At 68.4% G+C, this 18050-nt stretch carries 20 protein-coding genes; 18 read left to right on the top strand and 2 right to left on the bottom strand.

From position 1 onward, the window contains the following. Nucleotides 1-90: 90 nt before the first annotated feature. The 15 genes from WC971_04080 to WC971_04010 all read left to right on the top strand — a co-directional run bounded on the left by WC971_04080 (nt 91) and on the right by WC971_04010 (nt 13350). Entirely contained in the window at nt 91-2862 is a 2772-nt protein-coding gene (locus WC971_04080) for a PAS domain S-box protein (protein ID MFA5843991.1), read from the top strand. 59 nt (nt 2863-2921) lie between these two features. After that, a complete protein-coding gene (gene rsgA, locus WC971_04075) occupies nt 2922-4007 on the top strand; it encodes a ribosome small subunit-dependent GTPase A (protein MFA5843990.1) in 1086 nt (361 codons plus the stop codon). A gap of 182 nt (nt 4008-4189) precedes the next feature. After that, complete coding sequence (locus tag WC971_04070; GenBank protein MFA5843989.1) at nt 4190-4864, top strand: Fe-S-containing protein; 675 nt, start codon at nt 4190-4192, stop codon at nt 4862-4864. 147 nt (nt 4865-5011) lie between these two features. Next, nucleotides 5012-5530, top strand: a complete 519-nt coding sequence (locus WC971_04065; protein ID MFA5843988.1) for an O-acetyl-ADP-ribose deacetylase — start codon at nt 5012-5014, stop codon at nt 5528-5530. 9 nt (nt 5531-5539) lie between these two features. After that, on the top strand, nt 5540-6496 hold the full coding sequence (locus WC971_04060) for an ABC transporter ATP-binding protein (protein MFA5843987.1): 957 nt from the start codon (nt 5540-5542) through the stop codon (nt 6494-6496). Nucleotides 6497-6615: 119 nt separating this feature from the next. Continuing rightward, nucleotides 6616-8262, top strand: a complete 1647-nt coding sequence (locus tag WC971_04055; protein ID MFA5843986.1) for a SulP family inorganic anion transporter — start codon at nt 6616-6618, stop codon at nt 8260-8262. A 42-nt stretch (nt 8263-8304) separates the two neighbouring features. After that, a complete protein-coding gene (locus tag WC971_04050; GenBank protein MFA5843985.1) occupies nt 8305-8673 on the top strand; it encodes a hypothetical protein in 369 nt (122 codons plus the stop codon). 100 nt (nt 8674-8773) lie between these two features. Continuing rightward, nucleotides 8774-9103, top strand: a complete 330-nt coding sequence (locus WC971_04045) for a hypothetical protein (GenBank protein ID MFA5843984.1) — start codon at nt 8774-8776, stop codon at nt 9101-9103. Nucleotides 9104-9195: 92 nt separating this feature from the next. Continuing rightward, the gene (locus WC971_04040; protein ID MFA5843983.1) at nt 9196-9426 is read left to right on the top strand and encodes a heavy-metal-associated domain-containing protein; all 231 of its coding nucleotides are present in this window, start codon (nt 9196-9198) and stop codon (nt 9424-9426) included. A gap of 26 nt (nt 9427-9452) precedes the next feature. Next, nucleotides 9453-9836, top strand: coding sequence for a hypothetical protein (locus tag WC971_04035; GenBank protein MFA5843982.1), 384 nt, complete (start codon nt 9453-9455; stop codon nt 9834-9836). Nucleotides 9837-9932: 96 nt separating this feature from the next. Then, nucleotides 9933-10145, top strand: a complete 213-nt coding sequence (locus WC971_04030; GenBank protein ID MFA5843981.1) for a heavy-metal-associated domain-containing protein — start codon at nt 9933-9935, stop codon at nt 10143-10145. Between the two features lie 70 nt (nt 10146-10215). Continuing rightward, a complete protein-coding gene (locus tag WC971_04025; GenBank protein ID MFA5843980.1) occupies nt 10216-10701 on the top strand; it encodes a cytochrome c in 486 nt (161 codons plus the stop codon). Continuing rightward, nucleotides 10698-10988 carry a hypothetical protein gene (locus tag WC971_04020; GenBank protein MFA5843979.1) on the top strand — a complete coding sequence of 97 codons (291 nt, stop codon included), beginning with the start codon at nt 10698-10700 and terminating at the stop codon, nt 10986-10988. The genes WC971_04025 and WC971_04020 overlap by 4 nt, the downstream gene beginning before the upstream one ends. Continuing rightward, nucleotides 10981-12981, top strand: coding sequence for a copper-translocating P-type ATPase (locus tag WC971_04015; GenBank protein ID MFA5843978.1), 2001 nt, complete (start codon nt 10981-10983; stop codon nt 12979-12981). The genes WC971_04020 and WC971_04015 overlap by 8 nt, the downstream gene beginning before the upstream one ends. Before the next feature lie 30 nt (nt 12982-13011). After that, nucleotides 13012-13350, top strand: a complete 339-nt coding sequence (locus WC971_04010) for a GIY-YIG nuclease family protein (GenBank protein ID MFA5843977.1) — start codon at nt 13012-13014, stop codon at nt 13348-13350. A gap of 13 nt (nt 13351-13363) precedes the next feature. Here WC971_04010 and selA read toward each other — a convergent pair whose 3' ends face one another. Next, nucleotides 13364-14755 carry an L-seryl-tRNA(Sec) selenium transferase gene (selA, locus tag WC971_04005; GenBank protein MFA5843976.1) on the bottom strand — a complete coding sequence of 464 codons (1392 nt, stop codon included), beginning with the start codon at nt 14753-14755 and terminating at the stop codon, nt 13364-13366. A 30-nt stretch (nt 14756-14785) separates the two neighbouring features. Continuing rightward, nucleotides 14786-15124, bottom strand: a complete 339-nt coding sequence (yedF, locus tag WC971_04000; protein MFA5843975.1) for a sulfurtransferase-like selenium metabolism protein YedF — start codon at nt 15122-15124, stop codon at nt 14786-14788. Between the two features lie 94 nt (nt 15125-15218). On the opposite strand from yedF, the gene WC971_03995 reads away from it, so the two are divergent. The 3 genes from WC971_03995 to WC971_03985 are packed head-to-tail and all read left to right on the top strand — an operon-like array spanning nt 15219 to nt 18049. Beyond that, entirely contained in the window at nt 15219-15980 is a 762-nt protein-coding gene (locus tag WC971_03995; protein MFA5843974.1) for a TIM barrel protein, read from the top strand. A gap of 12 nt (nt 15981-15992) precedes the next feature. Further along, nucleotides 15993-16727, top strand: a complete 735-nt coding sequence (locus WC971_03990; protein ID MFA5843973.1) for a hypothetical protein — start codon at nt 15993-15995, stop codon at nt 16725-16727. Beyond that, the gene (locus WC971_03985; protein ID MFA5843972.1) at nt 16724-18049 is read left to right on the top strand and encodes a phosphoglycerate mutase; all 1326 of its coding nucleotides are present in this window, start codon (nt 16724-16726) and stop codon (nt 18047-18049) included. Before WC971_03990 ends, WC971_03985 begins: the two co-directional genes overlap by 4 nt. Nucleotide 18050 lies beyond the last annotated feature (1 nt).

The raw sequence follows: 18050 nt of genomic DNA, 5'->3' as shown, positions 1-18050 counted from the left end.
GCGAGAAGCGCAGCGAGAACGACTACTGCACGTGCCCCGCGTAGAAGGAGGAGACCGCCGATTCGGTGAGGCACGCGCTGCTCGACGTGGATGTCGACGTGCCCCAAGGCGAAGAACACTCCCGTGAAGAGACCCGCCGACTACCTGCCCTTTGTCGCCCTGTTGGTGCTACCCCTGTTGCTCTACCCGGCAGTGGATAACTCAGCTTGGACGAGCAGCGGCGATGTACACGCCGTGCTCGAATTCACGTCATCACTGCTAGCCATAACGGCAGGAGTGATGATCCTGCTTCATTTCCTCTCAACAGGCCGCTGGTTCTACCTGATGATCTCGAACGGATTCGTTCTGATCGGCAGCGAGGAATTCGTTCACGCCCTGTTCTCATATGGCAGGCTCGGGCCTGAAGCACCCCTCGCTTTCAGACTGGCCGTTTCCTCGACCTGGCTGACCGGACAGCTCGTCTTGGCGATATCGCTCTTGCTCGCGCTCGCTCTTGGAAAGCGTGAAGTCGTTCCAGCGAAGAGGGCAGCGACCGCCGCAGCCTACGGTCTCGTCGGTCTCGTCTGCGCAGCCTTCGTCACGTTGCTCATCTTCAGGTCTCCATTCCTTCCGGAGTTCGTCCGCCTCGGTTCGACGACAAAGAGAAGCGTGGAGCTCTTCCTCGCACTTCTGTTCTTCACGACGTTTCTGCTCTACACCCGTGTCTACTTGAAAGAACGGCAGCGGAGTCCTCTCCTGTGGAGCATCGTCGCGTTCATCATCTTCCGGATATGGGTCCATATCTTCGTCTTCGATGCTCAGGCGTTCTACGATTCGCACTGGGACGTAGCTCATCTATCGGTCCTCCTGAGCTACTTCCTACCGATCTTCGGTGTTTGGGGCGAGGCCATCCGACTGCAAAGATCCTCTGAAGCTCAAGTGGTCCGGCTCGGGGAAGAGATGAACGAGCGCAGACTCGCGGAGGAGGCTCTCGGGCGGAGCCGATCGCTGCTGCAGTCGGTCGTCAACGGAACCTCGGACGCCATCTACGTCAAAGACCTGGCTGGGCGCTACCTGCTGTTCAACCACGCTGCCGAGGTGATCACGGGCAAGACCTCGGACGAAGTCCTCGGCAACGACGACACGCTCCTCTTCCCCGCCGAAGAAGCCGAGATCGTGATGGCAGGCGACCGGACGGTCATGGAAGGCGGCATGCCGAAGACGTACGACGAACAGTTGACGGTGGCTGACGGGACACTCCACTTCTACCTGTCCACCAAGGGCCCGCTCCTCGACCTGGGCGGGCGGCCGTACGGCCTGTTCGGCATCGCGCACGACATCACCGATCGCAGGAAGGCGGAGGAGGAGCTTCGCGCCAGCGAGGAGCGCTACCGGTCCCTCATGGAGCAGGCCGCCGACGGTATCTTCATCACCGACCCCGACGGGTCCTACGTCGATGTCAACGCCGCCGGTTGCGCCATGCTCGGCTACGCCCGAGAGGAGATCCTCGGCAAGAGGATCTCCGACCTGGTCGATCCCGCTGACGTCGCGGCGACGCCGCTGCGCCTCGAAGAACTCCAGCGGGGCAGGACACTCCTAGCCGAGAGGGTGCTCGTGCGCAAAGACGGGTCGAAGGTGCCTGTCGAGATCAGCGCCCGACCGCTCCAGGACGGCCGCCTCCAAGCCATCCTGCGTGACACCACGGAACGCAAGGCAGCCGAAGCCGAACTGAGGGCCCTCTCGTCCCGGCAGGAAGCCATCCTCGCCGCGGTTCTCGACATCATCGCCGAGGTGGACTCGAACAAGGTCTACACCTGGGTGAACGAGGCCGGGCGCCGGTTCTTCGGGGACGACGTGGTCGGGCACGAGGCCTCCGACTACTTCCTCGGAGAGCAGGAGACGTATCTGAGGGTCGAACCGCTCTTCCACGGCTCGAGCGACACGGTCTACGTCGAGAGTTGGCAGCGCCGCCGGGACGGCGAGAAGCGCCTCCTCGGCTGGTGGTGCCGCGCGCTCACCGATGAGAACGGCGCTTCCGCGGGCGCCCTGTCGACCGCACGGGACATCACCGAGCATAAGGCGGCCGAGGACGAACTCGTGCGTATCCAAGAGCACCTCGAGGAGCTCGTCGAGGCGCGCACGAAGGAGCTCCAGGCGATGAACGAGCAGCTCGTCGAGGCGACAGCCGCAAAAGACGAGTTCCTCGCCGGCATGAGCCACGAACTCCGCACTCCGCTGAACTCGATCATCGGGTTCAGTGGGGTCCTGCTATCGGGAGCTGCGGGTGCCCTCGATGAAGAGCAGCGGAAGCAGATCTCCATGATCTCCACCTCGGGACACCGCCTGCTCGACCTGGTGAACGACCTCCTGGACATCGAGCGCGTCGAGTCCGGGCGGGTCGTGTTGGTGCCCGAGGTGTTCGATCCATGCGAAGTCATGACGGAGGTGGTCGAGTCCGTCCGGCCGCTTGCGGAGGAGAAGGACTTGCGACTGCGACCGGGATCGATCGAGGGCACGGGACTGTTCTTCGGAGACAGGCGCGTCGTCGCGCAGGTTCTGATGAACCTGTGCGCGAACGCCGTGAAGTACACGGATGCCGGTGCCGTCGATGTCGTGTGCCGTGCGAGCGGTGGGGGCGGACTCGAGTACGAGGTCACAGACACGGGGCCCGGCATCCCGAACGAGGACCTGACCGGCATCTTCGACAAGTTCGTCAGGCTCAGGAGGCGTGGGGCCACGATACCGTCGGGTACCGGACTGGGTCTGGCCTTAGCCAAGCGGCTGGCCATGGAACATGGCGGCGACGTCACCGTGCGATCGGTCGTCGGAGAGGGATCGGCGTTCACCGCCCGGTTCGCGCCCTGCCGCCCGCAAGACGCTTGAATCGGGCGGGCGCTACACTGAGCGCAGGCCTCGACCATTTCGATGCGCAAGGATCCGTGTTGCCAGACGTCACCGCACTCCGAGAACTGGGCTACTCCCCGCGCTGGCAGACGCTGTTCGAGCCCTACGCCGCCGCGGGCCTGACGCCCGCGCGCGTGGTCCGCGGCGACCGCGGCAGCGCGCTGATAGCCACGCCGGACGGGATCGTCCGCGCGACGCTCTCCGCGGGTCTATTGAAGTCCGCCCGCGGCTCGGCGGACCTGCCAGCCGTCGGTGACTGGGTGGCCGCGCTGATCCCCGACGGCCTCGATGCCCCGCTCATCGAGGCCGTGCTCGAACGCTCGAGCGCCATCACGCGCGGCGACCCGGGGAAGACCTCCGACATCCAGGTGCTGGCCGCGAACATCGACACCGTCTTCGTGGTCCACCCGATCGTCGAGGAGCCCAACCTTCGCCGCATCGAGCGCGAGCTCTCGATCGCCTGGGACTCGGGCGCCACTCCCGTCGTGGTGCTCACGAAGGAGGATCTCTCCGTCGACGCGGAGGCGGCACGCGCGGCAGTCGCGTCGGTCGCGCTCGGCGCGGACGTGCTCGTCATGAACGCTCTCGCCGGTAAGAGCGTCCAGCCGATCCTCGCCTACATCTCGGATCATCGCACCGCGGTCCTGGTCGGCCCGTCGGGCGCCGGGAAGTCCACGCTCATCAACGCGCTCCTCGGCGAGGAGCGGCAAGCGACCTGCGCGGTGCGCGTGAGCGACGGCCGCGGCCGTCACACGACAGTAGCGCGCGAGCTGATCCAGATGCCGGACGGCGGTGTGCTCATCGACACTCCGGGGCTACGCTCGCACGGCCTGACCGGGTCGGAGGAGGGCATCGCTTCCGCATTCCCGGACATTGAGAAGGCCTCCGAGTCGTGTCGCTTCCGCGACTGCACCCACGACGACGAACCGGGTTGCGCGGTCCAGGCCGCCGTCGAGTCCGGGACGCTGCCGCCCGAGCGCCTGGCCAGTTACCACAAGCTCATCCGCGAGGCGCAGGTCGCGACGGCGAAGACCGACGTGCGTCTTCGCGCGGAGGAGGGCCGCAAGTGGAAGATCATCAGCAAGGCGGCCAAGACGTACCACAAGAAGACCGGTCGCGGCTGAGCGAGCCGGCGAGCCTTGCCGAGCTGCGAGGAACGAGAGGCCGTTCGGGGCGGACTTCGACAGCGGGACGCGCGGCGCCTGGCACCGGACGCTGCATTGGGCACCAGTTCGATGCGAGTCGCGGTCTTTGGCTGGACTGTTGCTCCTGAGGCCGTGTCGAACCCCGGCCTCGGAGGTCCGTGATGCCCAAGAAGAAGTCGAAGAAGTCCGCGGCGTCGAAACCGGCGCCGAAGCCCGCGGCCCGCAAGGGCGGCAACCCGACGGCGTGGATCATCGTCGGCGCGGTGGTGCTCCTGGTCGTGGGCGTCGTGGCGCTCTCGGGCAAAGGCTCGGGTGGCGGCAGCGGCGCCGCGGCGGGCGTCTCCCCCGAAGAGCAGAAGTACATAGGACGTCTGCTCCCGGCGGACTACAAGGAACCCAAGCTGGCCGACGTCGTCCTCTACTCGTCCACCGTCACGATGACGAACGTCACCGCCAAGGACGACGGGGCGAAGCTCTCCATACCGGTGAGCGACGTGAAGGACGACAAGATCGTCTACTTCGAGTACGCGAAGCCTGGGGCGCGGGCGATCCCCCTGCTCGCGTACGTCAAGCCCTCGGGCAGGCTCTTCGTGGGCATCAGCTTCTGTCCCCCCTGCGAGGGTGAGGGCCAGCGGATCGAGCCCGATGGCACGCTGACCTGCGAATCCTGCGGCACGAAGAGGAATCTCGAGCAGGGCACGGGCATCAGCGGCTCGTGCAAGCTCTACCCCCTGGACGAGCTCCCGGTCGAGATCGCGGGCGGCCGCATCTCTCTGGACAAGGCCATCCTCGACGGTTGGACCGCGCAGCCCAAGGACCGTCCGATCGGCGGCTGAGCCGACTCTCGCGGTCGGGAACCCTTCGGACGGCGATGCTCCGGCCCGGACGCGATACACTGGGTAAGACCCGCCATAACAGGCAGGCGTCGCGCCGCGCGAACGGCCCCTTTGAAGCGCCGCGTCGGGTGGGATCGGAGCGTTCGGATGACCGACGACAGCGCTTCGCGGATGCGAGTCATCACGGGCGACATCACGAGGCTGGATGTCGACGCGATAGTCAACGCCGCGAACACGTCGCTGCTCGGCGGGGGCGGGGTCGACGGCGCCATCCACCGCGCGGCGGGGCCTGCTCTACTCGAGGAGTGCCGCCAGCTGGGCGGCTGCCCGACCGGCGAGGCCCGCATGACCGGCGGACACGCCCTTCCCGCCCGCTTCGTCATCCACACCGTGGGGCCGGTGTATCGGGGTGGGGGCGGCGGAGAGCGCGATCTCCTGCGATCCTGCTACGCGCAGTCGTTGCGACTGGCCGCCGACGCCGGGCTGACCTCGGTCGCCTTCCCCTGCATCTCGACCGGGGTCTACGGGTACCCGAAGCCGGAAGCATGCGATATCGCGGTCTCGACGGTGGGTGAGTGGCTGCTCGCGCACGACCTGCCGCGGTCGGTCGTCTTCTGCTGCTATGGCGCCGAGGACGCCGGTCTCTACGGGAGTCGGCTACACTGACGGCGAGCGATGTCGGGGGAACGGGGAACGGGTTCGGTGATCTCACTCTCGGGGGTGACGAAGCGCTACCAGCAGCAGACGGCGCTGTGCGGTGTCGACCTGGAGCTGGAAGCCGAGGGCATCGTCGGTCTCGTCGGCCGCAACGGCGCCAGCAAGACGACGCTGCTGCACATCCTGTCGGGATTCGTCCGCCCGTCCGGCGGCCGGGTGCGTGTCTTCGGGATGTCACCCGAACGCGCATACCGGCGGATCGGGTTCATGCCGGAACTCCCGAACTACCATCGCTCCCACTCCGCCTACGCGCTGCTGAAGCTCCTTTCGTCGATGCGCGGGCTGCCGCTCAGGGGCAGGTCGGCTCGTTGCCGCGACGTCTTGGACCGGGTGGGGCTGGGCGCCGAGGGCGGCAAGCAGCTCGCCCGATACTCGAAAGGGATGCTCCAGCGCTTCGGGATCATCATCGCTTCGGACGCGGCGAATGCCCGGGCGCTCTACTCGACGGTCCATGTCGGGGGACGGGAGCGCTACCTCGCCGCGGTCGCGATCGTGGCCGTCGATCTCGCCTGGCTCTCGATCGCAGCCGTGCCGATCATGATGATGACGCACGGCGCCGTCTCTCAAGCACCGGCGCGTGTGGGCACGATCGCCCTCATGCTCGTCACCGCCGTCCTGTTGACCCTCCCGTTCTCCCGTCTGTTCACGCGTCGCTGGGCGGGTGTCGTGGCCGCGCTGGTGATGCTCTACCTGGTGGCGGGCGATCCGTCCGCCATCCCCGGTCCGACCGGCCGGATCCTGACAGCCGTCCAGCCGGCACTCCCTCCGTTCGGTCGAGCGTTCGTCACCATGGGCGACATGCCGCGGTCCACCCCCTTCCCGGAGATCGCGATCCTCTTCGCCGCCTGGTCCTTGGCGCTCTTCGCGACCTGCGTGGTGGTCTTCCGACTGCGTGATCTCACCTTCACCGACTAGGACCGCGCCCGCTCTTCCGAATCGTCCCGGGGGATGTCGCGGACTGTGAGGTCGTACTGTCCGCCAGGCCGGCGTGATAGGATGGCGACATCCTTCCGCAACCGGGTCCTTGGAGCCTCGTGCCCTCGATCATAGAAGCATGGCGGGCCGGACTGTTTCGCCGAGACACTATCGTTCGGAACATCTCGGCTGGCATCGTGGTCGGAGTCGTGGCGCTCCCCCTGGCGATGGCATTCGCGATCGCATCAGGCGCCAAGCCCCAGCAGGGCCTCTACACGGCCCTCGTCGCAGGACTGATCGTCACGCTCTTCGGTGGCACCCGTGTCCAGATCGCCGGCCCGACCGGTGCCTTCGCCGTCCTCCTCCTGGGCGTTACCACCAAGTACGGTCTCGTCGGCCTCCAACTGGTCACGCTGATCGCCGGAGCGATGCTCCTGTTGCTGGGGCTGTCCAAGCTCGGGGGGATGATCCGCTTCATCCCCGAGTCCGTCGTCCTCGGTTTCACCGCGGGGATCGCGATCGTGATCTGGCTCGGGCAATGGGAGAGCTTCTTCGGACTCCCCAAGACCGGAGGCGCGTCGCTATACGAGAAGCTGCCACGACTACTCGAAGCCCTGCCACATCTGCAGCCCGCGACGACCGCCCTGGGCATCGCGAGTCTGCTGGTGGTCGCGCTCTGGCCTAGGATCCCGGTCGCGGGCAGGTTCCCTGCGCCGATGGTCGCCCTCGCCGGTGCGACCATCGTGATCGCCGTCTTCCATCCGCCGGGCATCGCGACCATCGGGTCCGTCTTCGGCGGGATCCCACGCGGACTTCCGCCGCTCACGCTCCCGCGCCCGACGCTCGTGACCGTCCTCGATCTGCTGCAGCCTGCGATCGCGGTGGCTCTTCTCGGCGCGATCGAATCGCTACTCTCGGCGACCGTCGCCGACGGCATGATGGGAACCAGACACGACCCGAACCAGGAGTTGGTGGGACAGGGCATCGCGAACATGGGCGCGGCCCTCTTCGGCGGGTTCGCGGCGACCGGGGCGATCGCTCGCACCGCCACGAATATCAGGCACGGTGGTGACAGCCCCATCGCGGGCATCGCCCACGCCGCCACAGTGGCTCTCGTGCTCCTGGTCCTCGCGCCTCTGGCGTCGTACGTCCCGTTGACGACCCTGGCGGCGATCCTGTTCGTCGTCGCCTTCAACATGAGCCAGGCAGGAAGACTCGTGCGGGTCGCGCGAAGGGCTCCGCGCTCGGACGTCGCCATCATGCTGGTCACTCTCGCGTTGAGCGTCTTCACCGACATCTCGATCGCGGTCGAGGTCGGAGTGATCCTCGCGATGCTCAACTTCTTCCGCCGCATGACGTCCGCGGTGGAAGTCCGTTCGCTGAACGAAGAGGAGATCGCATCTCGCCTACCGGCGGAACAGGCCGATGCGGTCCCTGCGGGTGTCCTCGTGTACACGGTGGACGGACCGTTCTTCTTCGGCGCGATCGAGCAGTTCGAGAGCGCTCTCCTGCACACGGACACCGATCCGAGGGCCATCGTGCTCAAACTCGTCGACGTTCCGTTCATCGACCTCACGGGCTTGGTAGCGCTGAGGGACGCCGTGGAAGCGCTCGATAAGCGAGGCGTGATCGTCGCACTGTGTTGCGCCAGTGACGCTGTAGCTGAGAGACTGGTACGGGCGCAAGTCGCCGGAACCGTGCCGACGCCGCCGACAGCCACGCTCTTCGAGGCGATCGAGGCAGTGAACACACTTCTCGCGGCCTGAGACACGCCGTGTCTCGCTCCAAGCCAGCCGAAGGAGGCTGTCGTGAATGGATCGGGCCGGTGGCCACGCATCCTCGTCATCGTCGGGCTGGCCGCCATGGTGATCGGAGCCCTCGACCCTCTCGAAGGATCGCTTCTCATCCTCCCCGGGGCCGCCTTCGTCGCCCTCGGAGCCTGGCTCGGCAAGAGCCGGCACCGGGCGTTCCTCTGCTGGTCGCTCGCTCTCGTAGCGGTCGGCGTGGGCGCGATGTTCGGGTCGAGTGCGCTCGGAGGCTTCGGGCCGGGGAGCGGCCTCTCGTATTGGTGGACACTCGTCCTGGCTCCCTATCCGGTCGGATGGGTCATGGGTCTGGTCGGAGCCGTTCGGACATTGCGCGAGCCGGCTGTCGGGCGGGCCGCCGCTTCCAGCTGACCGCGCCGCGCGAACCACACAAGAACTCCACATCCGCGCAGCTGGAGGTGGCACAGCAGTTGCGTCATCCCGCCTCGTCTCGAAGTCGTCCGGAGGTCTCATGCAGTTCGCTAGTGACAACAGTAAGCTGGTGGCGACGCTCCTCGTCGCCCTACTGCTCTCCGCCGTCCTGGTGATCGCATGCCCCCTGGGCGTCCACGCCTCGATGCTCCAGAGCATGAGCCCGAAGTGCCTCTTGATGACACATTCGAGCGTCCTCGGGTCGGCGATCGAGACGGGATCCGCGCGGACGCTCGTGACGCAGCTGCTCGTCGCGGCGGTCGTGGTGGCGGCTGCAGTCGGCTCGGCACACTCACCCGCGCGACGCCTGTCGGCGATCGCGGCGCCGCTCACTCCCGCGGACCCGCTCAACGGGCGTCTGCGCATCTAGGAGCCCCTCGTCGCTCATCGGCCCCTTCGGCGATGAGAAGCAGCCCGCGACGTCGATACGGTCGCGTATCGGCAAGGACGAGAGGATCACCGATGAACGCAGTCCACATCCTGACCACCGGCATGCACTGCGGCGCGTGCCCGCCTCGCATCGAGGCAGCGATCGAGCATCTGCCCGGCGTCAAGGCCGCGCGCGCCTTTCGCGAGCTACAGCTGACGTCGGTGCTGTTCGACCCCGAGATCGTGAACGCCGAGGACATCCGCGCGCGCGTGGCGGACATCGGCTTCGGCGCCGAGGTCCTCGTCGGCGGCAAGGCGAGATAGCGCGCCATGAGCGCACGTAGACCGAGATGGACGACCAGACCCCGCCCCAAGAGGGCTTGAGCAACAAGGAGAAGGACATGAACACCAGGACCAAGATCGCCGTGAGCTTGATGGCCGGGCTCGTTGCCAGCGCCGCATTCGTGGGTACCGCGTACGCCACGCCGCGCGCGTGGACGGGCCGCGCCTACCTCGGCCGCACCATGATGCGCCCGTCCGCGAGAACGGTGTCGGCCAGCCGACCCAGCATCGCCGAGATGAACTCCTTCATGAGCCGCTATCGCACCGCGGACGGCAGGGTCGACGTCGCGCGCATGCACGACGACGTCACCAGCGGCAGGGTAGCCCCACCGTGTCTCGACGGCACCGGCGCTTCGGATCGCGGCTACGGCATGATGGGTTCGGCGTACTAGAGATCGGCCTTGCGGAGCGGTCCCGAACAGGGCCGCTCCGCCTTCGCCGCCGATCGCTTCCAGCGATGTCCCTTCGAGACCGGAAGAAGGACCACCTTGAACGCGATACACGTCAAGACACCGGGACTCATGTGCGACGCCTGCACCGCCCTGGTCGAGAAAGCGCTACAGGGGCTCCCGGGCGTGGTCGCCGTCACTGCGACGCTGTCTGCCGGCACGACCTCCGTGCTCTTCGATGAGAGCCTCGTCGATAGCGTCACCATCGTGGACACCATACGCGAAGCCGGGTTCGACGCGATGACCGCGTGAAAGCCCGGCGAGCGGGCGACCGCGGGGCCGGGGCTTCTTCGACGCGACGGCGAACGGGAATAAGGGGAGCATGAAGCAGCGAGCGACACTCCTATGGGCATTGGCTTCGATCGCTGTCGGCGCGATCGGCCTAGCCGTGGTCTTCGCGACGGCCAGCGGATCGTCGCCTCTCGGCGGCTTCTCATCGAACGGCCAGCGCATCTACTACACGGGCACCGACGAAGCCGGGGTGATCCCGCGAGCGGGCGCGGGCTTCGGGATGATGGGCGGCACGGCGTGTGTCGACTGCCACGGCGAGGACGGCCGCGGCGGTCTTATCGGCATGATGTACGGCACCGTGGATGTCCCGGACATCAGGTACTCGACGCTCTCGAGCGTGCGCTCGGAAGACGGCACATACATCCGCGAGTGGTCCGACGCCGACATCGCGCGGGCGATCCGGGACGGGATCGAGCCCGATGGGAAGCGCCTGCGCACCCCGATGCCGCGGTGGGACATGACCGACGAGGACATCACGGACGTGATCGCCTACCTGAAGGAGTTGAGCGCGAGATGATGTACGGTCGGGGTTTCGACTACGGGTACGGGAACATGATGGGCGGCTGGTGGCTGGGCGGCCTGCTCATGATGGTGTTCGGGGCGCTCGTGGTCGCGGGGATCGTCCTGCTCATCATCTGGGCCGTGAGGGCCGCCTCCGGCCATGGGGCCCATCCGGGCGCGGCACACCCCTCCGCCGCCTCGATCAAACACGACGAAGCGGTCGCGATAGCGAGGAGAAGGCTGGCGAGCGGCGAGATCGCCAAGGATCAGTACGACGAGCTCTTGCGGGCTCTGGGTGGATAGTCACGCGGAGCACGCGCACGGCGCGCACGGCGGCCACTCGGAGCACTCGGGCAGTCGCCACGAGGGCCATTCGGTCACGGACTTCCGGCAGCGCTTCTGGATAAGCCTCGCGGTCACGATCCCGGTGATCCTCATGTCGCCGGGGCTGCCGCTCGTCCGCGGCGACCGGATACTCCCGGTCCCGGGTGCGGACTGGATCCTGCTCGCGCTCTCGTCGTTCCTGTACGTCTTCGGTGGCAGGCCGTTCCTCATGGGCCTGGCGAGGGAGCTTCGCGAACGCAAGCCGGGGATGATGACGCTCGTCGCGGTCGCGATCAGCGTCGCCTACCTCTATAGCGCCGCCACCGTGTTCGGCGTCGCGGGCATGCCGTTCTTCTGGGAGCTCGCCACCCTCATCGATATCATGCTGCTCGGCCACTGGATCGAGATGCGCTCCGTGGGCGAGGCGTCCAAGGCTCTCGAGTCGCTGGCCAAGCTCATGCCTTCGCAGGCCCATCGCCGTGGCGCGGACGGCACCATGACCGACGTGCCGCTCGAGGCGCTGCAGTCGGGTGACGTCGTCGTGATCAAGCCCGGGGAGAAGGTCCCCGCCGACGGCGACGTGCTGGAAGGCGCGTCGTCCGTAGACGAGTCCATGCTCACGGGCGAATCGGTCCCGGTGTCGAAGGCGGCCGGAGACGAGGTCATCGGCGGAGCGGTCAACGGCGAGGGCGCCCTCGTGGTGACGGTGCGCCGCACGGGAGCGGAATCGTTCCTGTCCCAGGTCATCGATCTCGTGCGCGAGGCGCAGGAGTCGAAGTCCAAGACCCAGGACCTCGCCGACCGGGCGGCGATGTGGCTGACCCTGGTGGCGCTCGGCGGGGGCACGGCGACGTTCGCGGCATGGATGATCCTCGGCCGGCCGCTCTCCTTCGCGATGGAACGCGCGGTCACCGTGATGGTGATCGCATGCCCGCACGCGCTCGGGCTGGCCATCCCGCTCGTCGTGGCTGTTTCGACCTCCTTGGGCGCGAGCAGCGGGCTGCTCGTCCGCAACCGCATGGCGTTCGAGAACGCGCGTCTGCTCGACGCGGTCATCTTCGACAAGACCGGCACGCTGACGCTCGGCCACTTCGGCGTGACCGACGTCGTGTCGTTCGGCGACTCCACCCGGGACGAGCTGCTCTCTCTCGCGGGCTCGATCGAGGAGTTCTCCGAGCACCCCATCGCCCGCGCCATCGCCGACGCGGCGCCGGCCAAGTCTGCGGTGGACGGCTTCGAGGCTATCCCTGGCAAGGGAGCGCGTGGACGAGTCGACGGGCACGACGTGGCGGTCGTCAGCCCGGGCTACCTCGCGGAGATCGGGGTCTCCGCGCCCGCGAGCGCGGACGGGCTCTCGGAGGGGGGCCGCACGGTCGTCTACGTCCTGCGCGACGGACGCATCGAGGGAGCCGTCTCGCTCTCCGACATCGTCCGGCCTGAATCCGTCGAAGCGGTACGGCGGCTGAAGGAGATGGGCATCGAGCCGATCATGCTGACCGGCGACAATGCTGTGGTCGCCGAGCGCATCGCGTCCGAACTCGGCATCGAGCGCTTCTTCGCCGAGGTCCTGCCGGCCGAGAAGGCGGCGACCGTCCAGCGTGTCCGCTCGGAGGGCAAGGTCGTGGCGATGGTCGGCGACGGCGTGAACGACGCACCAGCGCTGGCATCGGCCGACGTGGGCATCGCCATCGGCGCCGGCACGGATGTGGCGGTCGCCACCGCCGACGTCGTTCTCGTGCGCAGCAACCTGGGGGACGTGGCGACGATCATCGCTCTCGCCCGCGCCACGTACGGCAAGATGGTGCAGAACCTCGCGTGGGCGACAGGCTACAACGTGATCGCTATCCCGCTCGCCGCAGGCGTGCTGGCAGGGGTCGGGATCCTGCTGAGCCCGGCGATCGGAGGCGTGTTCATGTCCGCTTCCACCGTCATCGTCGCGATCAACGCACGGTCGCTGAGGGTGGCGTCCTGAGCAGTCTCACCCGCCCGGGGACGGAGTCGCGTGGACCGCAAGGAACGCATCCGCCGGTACAAGGAGACTCCCCGCCCCATGGGGGTCTACCGCGTGCGCAACACCGCGAACGGGCGCTTCCTGGTCGGGTCGACCGTCGATCTCCCCGCGATGCTCAACCGGCTGAGATTCCAACTTGACCTGGGCTCCCACCCGAACGGCTCGCTGCAGACGGACTGGAACGCGTCCGGGGCCGAGGTCTTCGAGTTCGAGATCCTGGACACCCTGGAGCCTTCGGACCTGCCGGGCAACGACCCGTCGGACGACCTTCAGACGCTCGAGGAGATGTGGCTGCGGAAGCTCTCGTCATCCGGAGGCATCAGCTACTGATCCGCGCCGGACGCTACTCCGCAGCGCGACGTAACGCTTCGACGACGATGGCCTCCTCGGGCTCGCTCAGAGTGCGCGGGTCGATGAGGAGACGGTCGCGCTCGATGCGAGCGATCACGGGCGGGTCGCCGGCGCGCAGGCGGGCCTCGAGCGCGACGACTCCGGTACCTCGCAAAGCGACGACGACGACGGTCGTCGGGATGTCGGCGAGCGGCAGCGCCCCTCCGCCGGCGCGCGAGACGTCCTCCGCGGTCGTCACGTCGTAGGCCTCGCCGCACGCCGCGCGAACGGCGTCAGCGAGCCGTGCCGCGCGAGCCGCGACCTGCGCGGCCGGTTCGGTCAGCATGCGCAGCGTCGGCACCTCGAGAAGCGCCCGCTCGGGCTCGAGGTAGAGGCGCAACGTCACCTCGAGTGCGGCGAGCGTGAGCTTGTCGAGCCGCAGGGCGCGGGCGAGCGGATGCTTCTTGAGCGCGTCGATGACACCACGCTTCCCGACGAGGATGCCGGCCTGCGGCCCTCCGAGCAGCTTGTCGCCCGAAGCCGTGACGAGGTCCGCCCCCGCCTCGACGGCGTCGCGCAGCGTCGGCTCGTCGGGCAGGCCGTGCCCCGACAGGTCGATGAGCACACCCGAGCCCTGGTCCTCCATCACCGGAACGCCGTGCTTGGCTCCGAGAGCGACGAGATCGGGAAGCGAGACCTCCTCGGAGAACCCGACGACGCGGAAGTTCGAGGAGTGGACCTTCAGCAGCAGGCCGGTCCGCTCGCTGACGGCACGCTCGTAGTCGGCCAGATGCGTCTTGTTCGTCGCGCCGACCTCGACCATCGAAGCACCCGACTCCCGCATGATGTCGGGGATGCGGAAGGAGCCGCCGATCTCGACGAGCTGCCCGCGACTGACGATCGCCTCGCGTCCCCGCGCGAGCCCGGCGAGGCCGAGAAGGACCGCGGCGGCGTTGTTGTTGACCGCCATCGCCGCTTCGGCGCCGGTCAACCGCGTGAGGAGCGCTTCGACGTGCACATGGCGAGACCCGCGCTCGCCCGCGGCGAGGTCGTACTCGAGCGTCGAGTAGCCCGCCGCGACCCGAGCGGCAGCGGCGACCGCGGCCGGCGCGAGAACCGAGCGGCCGAGGTTGGTGTGGACGATGATGCCGGTCGCGTTCACGACCGGCACGAGCGAGCGGGCCGCCTTCGCGCGAGCGCGCGACACCGCGTCGGCGGCGACTGCGTCGGCGTCGGTGCACGCGTCCTCGCCCGCGAGGATGCGTGCGCGCACCGCCTCGACCGCCTCGCGCACCGCCTCGAGGACGAGAGTGCGCGGCACGTCCGCCAGCGGCCCGGCGATGTCGTCCCGCTCGAGGAGGACATCGACCTTGGGGAGCCGCCGCAAGTGTTCCTGGACATCCATGGGACCAGTGTACCCGAGAGGGCGCCGACCCTAGGCGATGGTGACGATATCGTCGGGGCCGCACAGCGACGCCACGAGGCCCGGCATCGCGCCGACCTCGCCGACGGCGAGCGACTCCTTCAGGCCGAGGAAGTCGAGGCACGTCCCGCACGCCCTCACCGCCACGCCGTTCTCGACGAGCAGTCGCAGGTCGTCGAGCGACTCGGAGCCCTCGCAGGCGAGACGCACACCGCCGTTGCTGAACAGGACAGCAGCCGGCTGGCCCTCCTCGCGGGCGAGCGAGTACAGGAAGTTGCGCATCAGTAGACGGCCGAGTTCGTCGTCCCCGGAGCCCATTCGGTCTGACATGATCAGGATGCGCTTGGCCACGATGCCCTCCCAGGTCGAGCGCGGCAGTCGTCGCCGCGATGCTATCGTCGTCCTGATTTATACCATGTATCCGCAACCCTGATAGAATGAAGCCATGCGCCCTCGCCTCGCCGTATGTCACCGCCCCACCGACACGCTCGCCGGCACGGTCGAGCTCGCGCTAGAGTGCGGCGACCGAGCCGGGGTGGAGATCACCATCGACCCCGAGGACGGCGTCGCCATCGCCCCGCTCGCCGACGCTCTCAGGCGCGAGGGACTCCCGGCGCGCTACCACTTCCCGCTGTGCGGCCACGGATTCTCGAGCGCCGACAGCGACGAGGCGAGCGTCGCCGAGCGTGCCGTCTCCAGGCTGATCGGCTTCGTCAGCGATTGCGGCGGATCGCATCTCACCGTACACGCCGCACTGCCCAGCGGGTCGCGCGAAGGCGACCGCTTCCAGAGGACGGCCGAGCGACTCGCCCGTCTGGTGGAGACCGGCGCGCGCTCCGGCGTGCGCATCTGCCTGGAGAACCTGCGCTGGGGCGACACCTCGGACCCGCTCTCATTCCTCGCCCTCGTCGAGTCCGCCGACGCCGGGGTCACCCTCGACATCGGACATGCGTCGTCGAGCGCGGCGGCGGGCCTCGGCTTCGGAGCCGAGCGCTTCGTGTCGCTGATGTCGCCGCGGATCGAGACGGCACACGTCTACGAGTACGAGGACCACGACGGCCACCACGCGCCGCTCGGACTCGAACCGATGGTGCATACCCTGCGTGCGCTGTGCGAGACTGGCTGCGACTGGTGGACCATCGAGTTGCACGACCGGGACGAGACCGCGCGCACCTGTCGTCTCGTCAGAGACTTCTTCGACGCATAAAGGGGGTGCAGGATGCCGGTCCTGGTCGAGGTCTCGGGCGCCGACAGCATCGCCGCGGCCCTCGCGTTCGCGGACTCCCATCCCGAGGTCGCGGACTACGTGCCGAGCTACGCCTCCACCGGCACCGAGTTCGGCGACTTCTCGGGCATCGAGGCCAACGTCGCCCTCCTGCGCGAGGAGCTCGGCCTGCGCACGGGCGCCCGCCTCTCAGACCTCGTGCGCCTCGCGGATCCCACGCTGTGGCGCGCGCTCAACGGGAGGTTCGCCTCGGCGCTCGCCGCCCGGTTCGGCGCATGGCTGCCGTGCGTCGGCTGTCACCTGTACCTCCACGTACTACGCGTCCCACTCGCCCGCGAACTCGACACCTCAGTGATCGTGTCGGGAGAACGCGAGCGGCACGGGGCGCGCACCAAGGCGAACCAGACTCCGGAAGCGTTGGACGCTTACGCGCGGGTGCTCGCGCACGCCGGGATCGAGCTCGCCCTCCCCGTCAGGGGGATCGCCGCGACGTCCGGCATCGAGAGTCTGCTCGGTCCGCGCTGGCCCGGCGGTTCGCCGCAACTGCGGTGTGTGCTCTCTGACAACGAGAAGGCCTTGGATGGCTCGCCGGTCGTCTCCGGACCACCCGCGGCGCTCCTGTCCGAATACCTGGTCCCGGCGGGGATGGCGATCGTCGACGCGATGGGATCCGGTCGCACCGACTGGGAGACGGTCGTCGGCGACGTCCTGGCGGGAAATCACTCGTGAACGGCTCCGCGCGCCCGATCCTGCTGATCCTCCTCGACGGTCTCGGCGACCGGCAGGCGCCGGACCTCGGCGGCCTGACGCCGCTGGAGGCTGCGCACACGCCGGTGCTCGACGCGCTCGCCGCCGCCGGAACCACCGGGCTCGTATGGCCGCTCGGACCGGGGCGCGCGCCATCCTCCCCTCTCGCGCACGCGGTGCTGTTCGGGTTCGAACCGCACGAGTTCCCGGGCCGAGGCCTGCTCGAAGCGTACGGCGAGGGACTCGAGCCCGCAGCGGGCGACGTCGTCTGCCGCGCGAGCTTCCTGCGTGCCGTGAACCGCGAAGGAGTGCTGTGGGTCGCCGAGCGCCCCGACCCCCGCGAGGGGCCGGCGGCCAACGCCGACGCGGACCTCGACGCCGAGATCGACGGCGTGATGTGCACGTTCACCCACACCGGCGCCAAGCAGGGTATCCTCACGCTCACCCCGCTCGGCGGCACGCTGTCGCACGAGGTCACAGACGCCGACCCGCTGAGCGAGGACGCCCCGGTGCGTCGAGTGCTGCCCCTCGCCGAAGCCGCAGACCCGGCCGCGGCCGCCCGTACCGCCCATATCCTCAACGCATGGATGCTCCTCGCGCGCGAGCGGTCGGCCGGATGCGAGCTGGACACCGCGGTGGTGAAGTGGTCCGGCTCCCGCGCGCCGCTTGCCACGTTCACGCAGCGCACCGGCCTACGCGGCGCCACGCTCTCGACCGGGCCGCTCTACGCGGGGCTCGCACGCGCCTTGGGGCTGACGCACATCGACGCCGGAGACGACCGCGACGGGTTCTCCGAGCGCATCGCTGCCGGCATCGCCCTGCTCGACGGCGGGAACACCGACTTCGTCCACGTGCACACGAAGTGGCCCGACCAAGCGAGCCACCGCAAGTCGCCCTCGCGCAAGCGCGAGGTGATCGAGACGCTCGACGCAGCCATCGCCCCGCACCTGGAGCGGCTTCTCTCCGGCGACCTGGTCGTCGCCGTCACTGGCGACCACGCCACACCGTCCTCGGGCCCCCTCTACCACTCGGGCGAGGCCGTCCCCGTACTGCTCGCCGGCGGCGCCGCCGGGCGCGACGACGTGTCGGTGTTCGGCGAGCGCGACTGCCTGCGCGGGGCACTCGGCCACATCGCCGGACGCGACCTCATGCCGCTGATGCTCAACGCCGCCGACCGGGCCGCCTTCCTCGCCGAGCGCTACACCGCCGAGCCCTGCCTGGGGACGCCTCGTTCGGAGGACGTGGTCCCGCTGGGGACGACTCAAGATGACGGGCCGGGCCAGATCGCGCCGCGCAACGCGTGAC

It is taken from the genome of Coriobacteriia bacterium (genome assembly GCA_041658765.1).
In the GTDB taxonomy this organism is placed as follows: Bacteria; Actinomycetota; Coriobacteriia; order Anaerosomatales; family JBAZZO01; genus JBAZZO01.
Note: the sequence above shows the minus strand (reverse complement) of the source record. Positions and strands in the feature narration are given on the sequence as shown.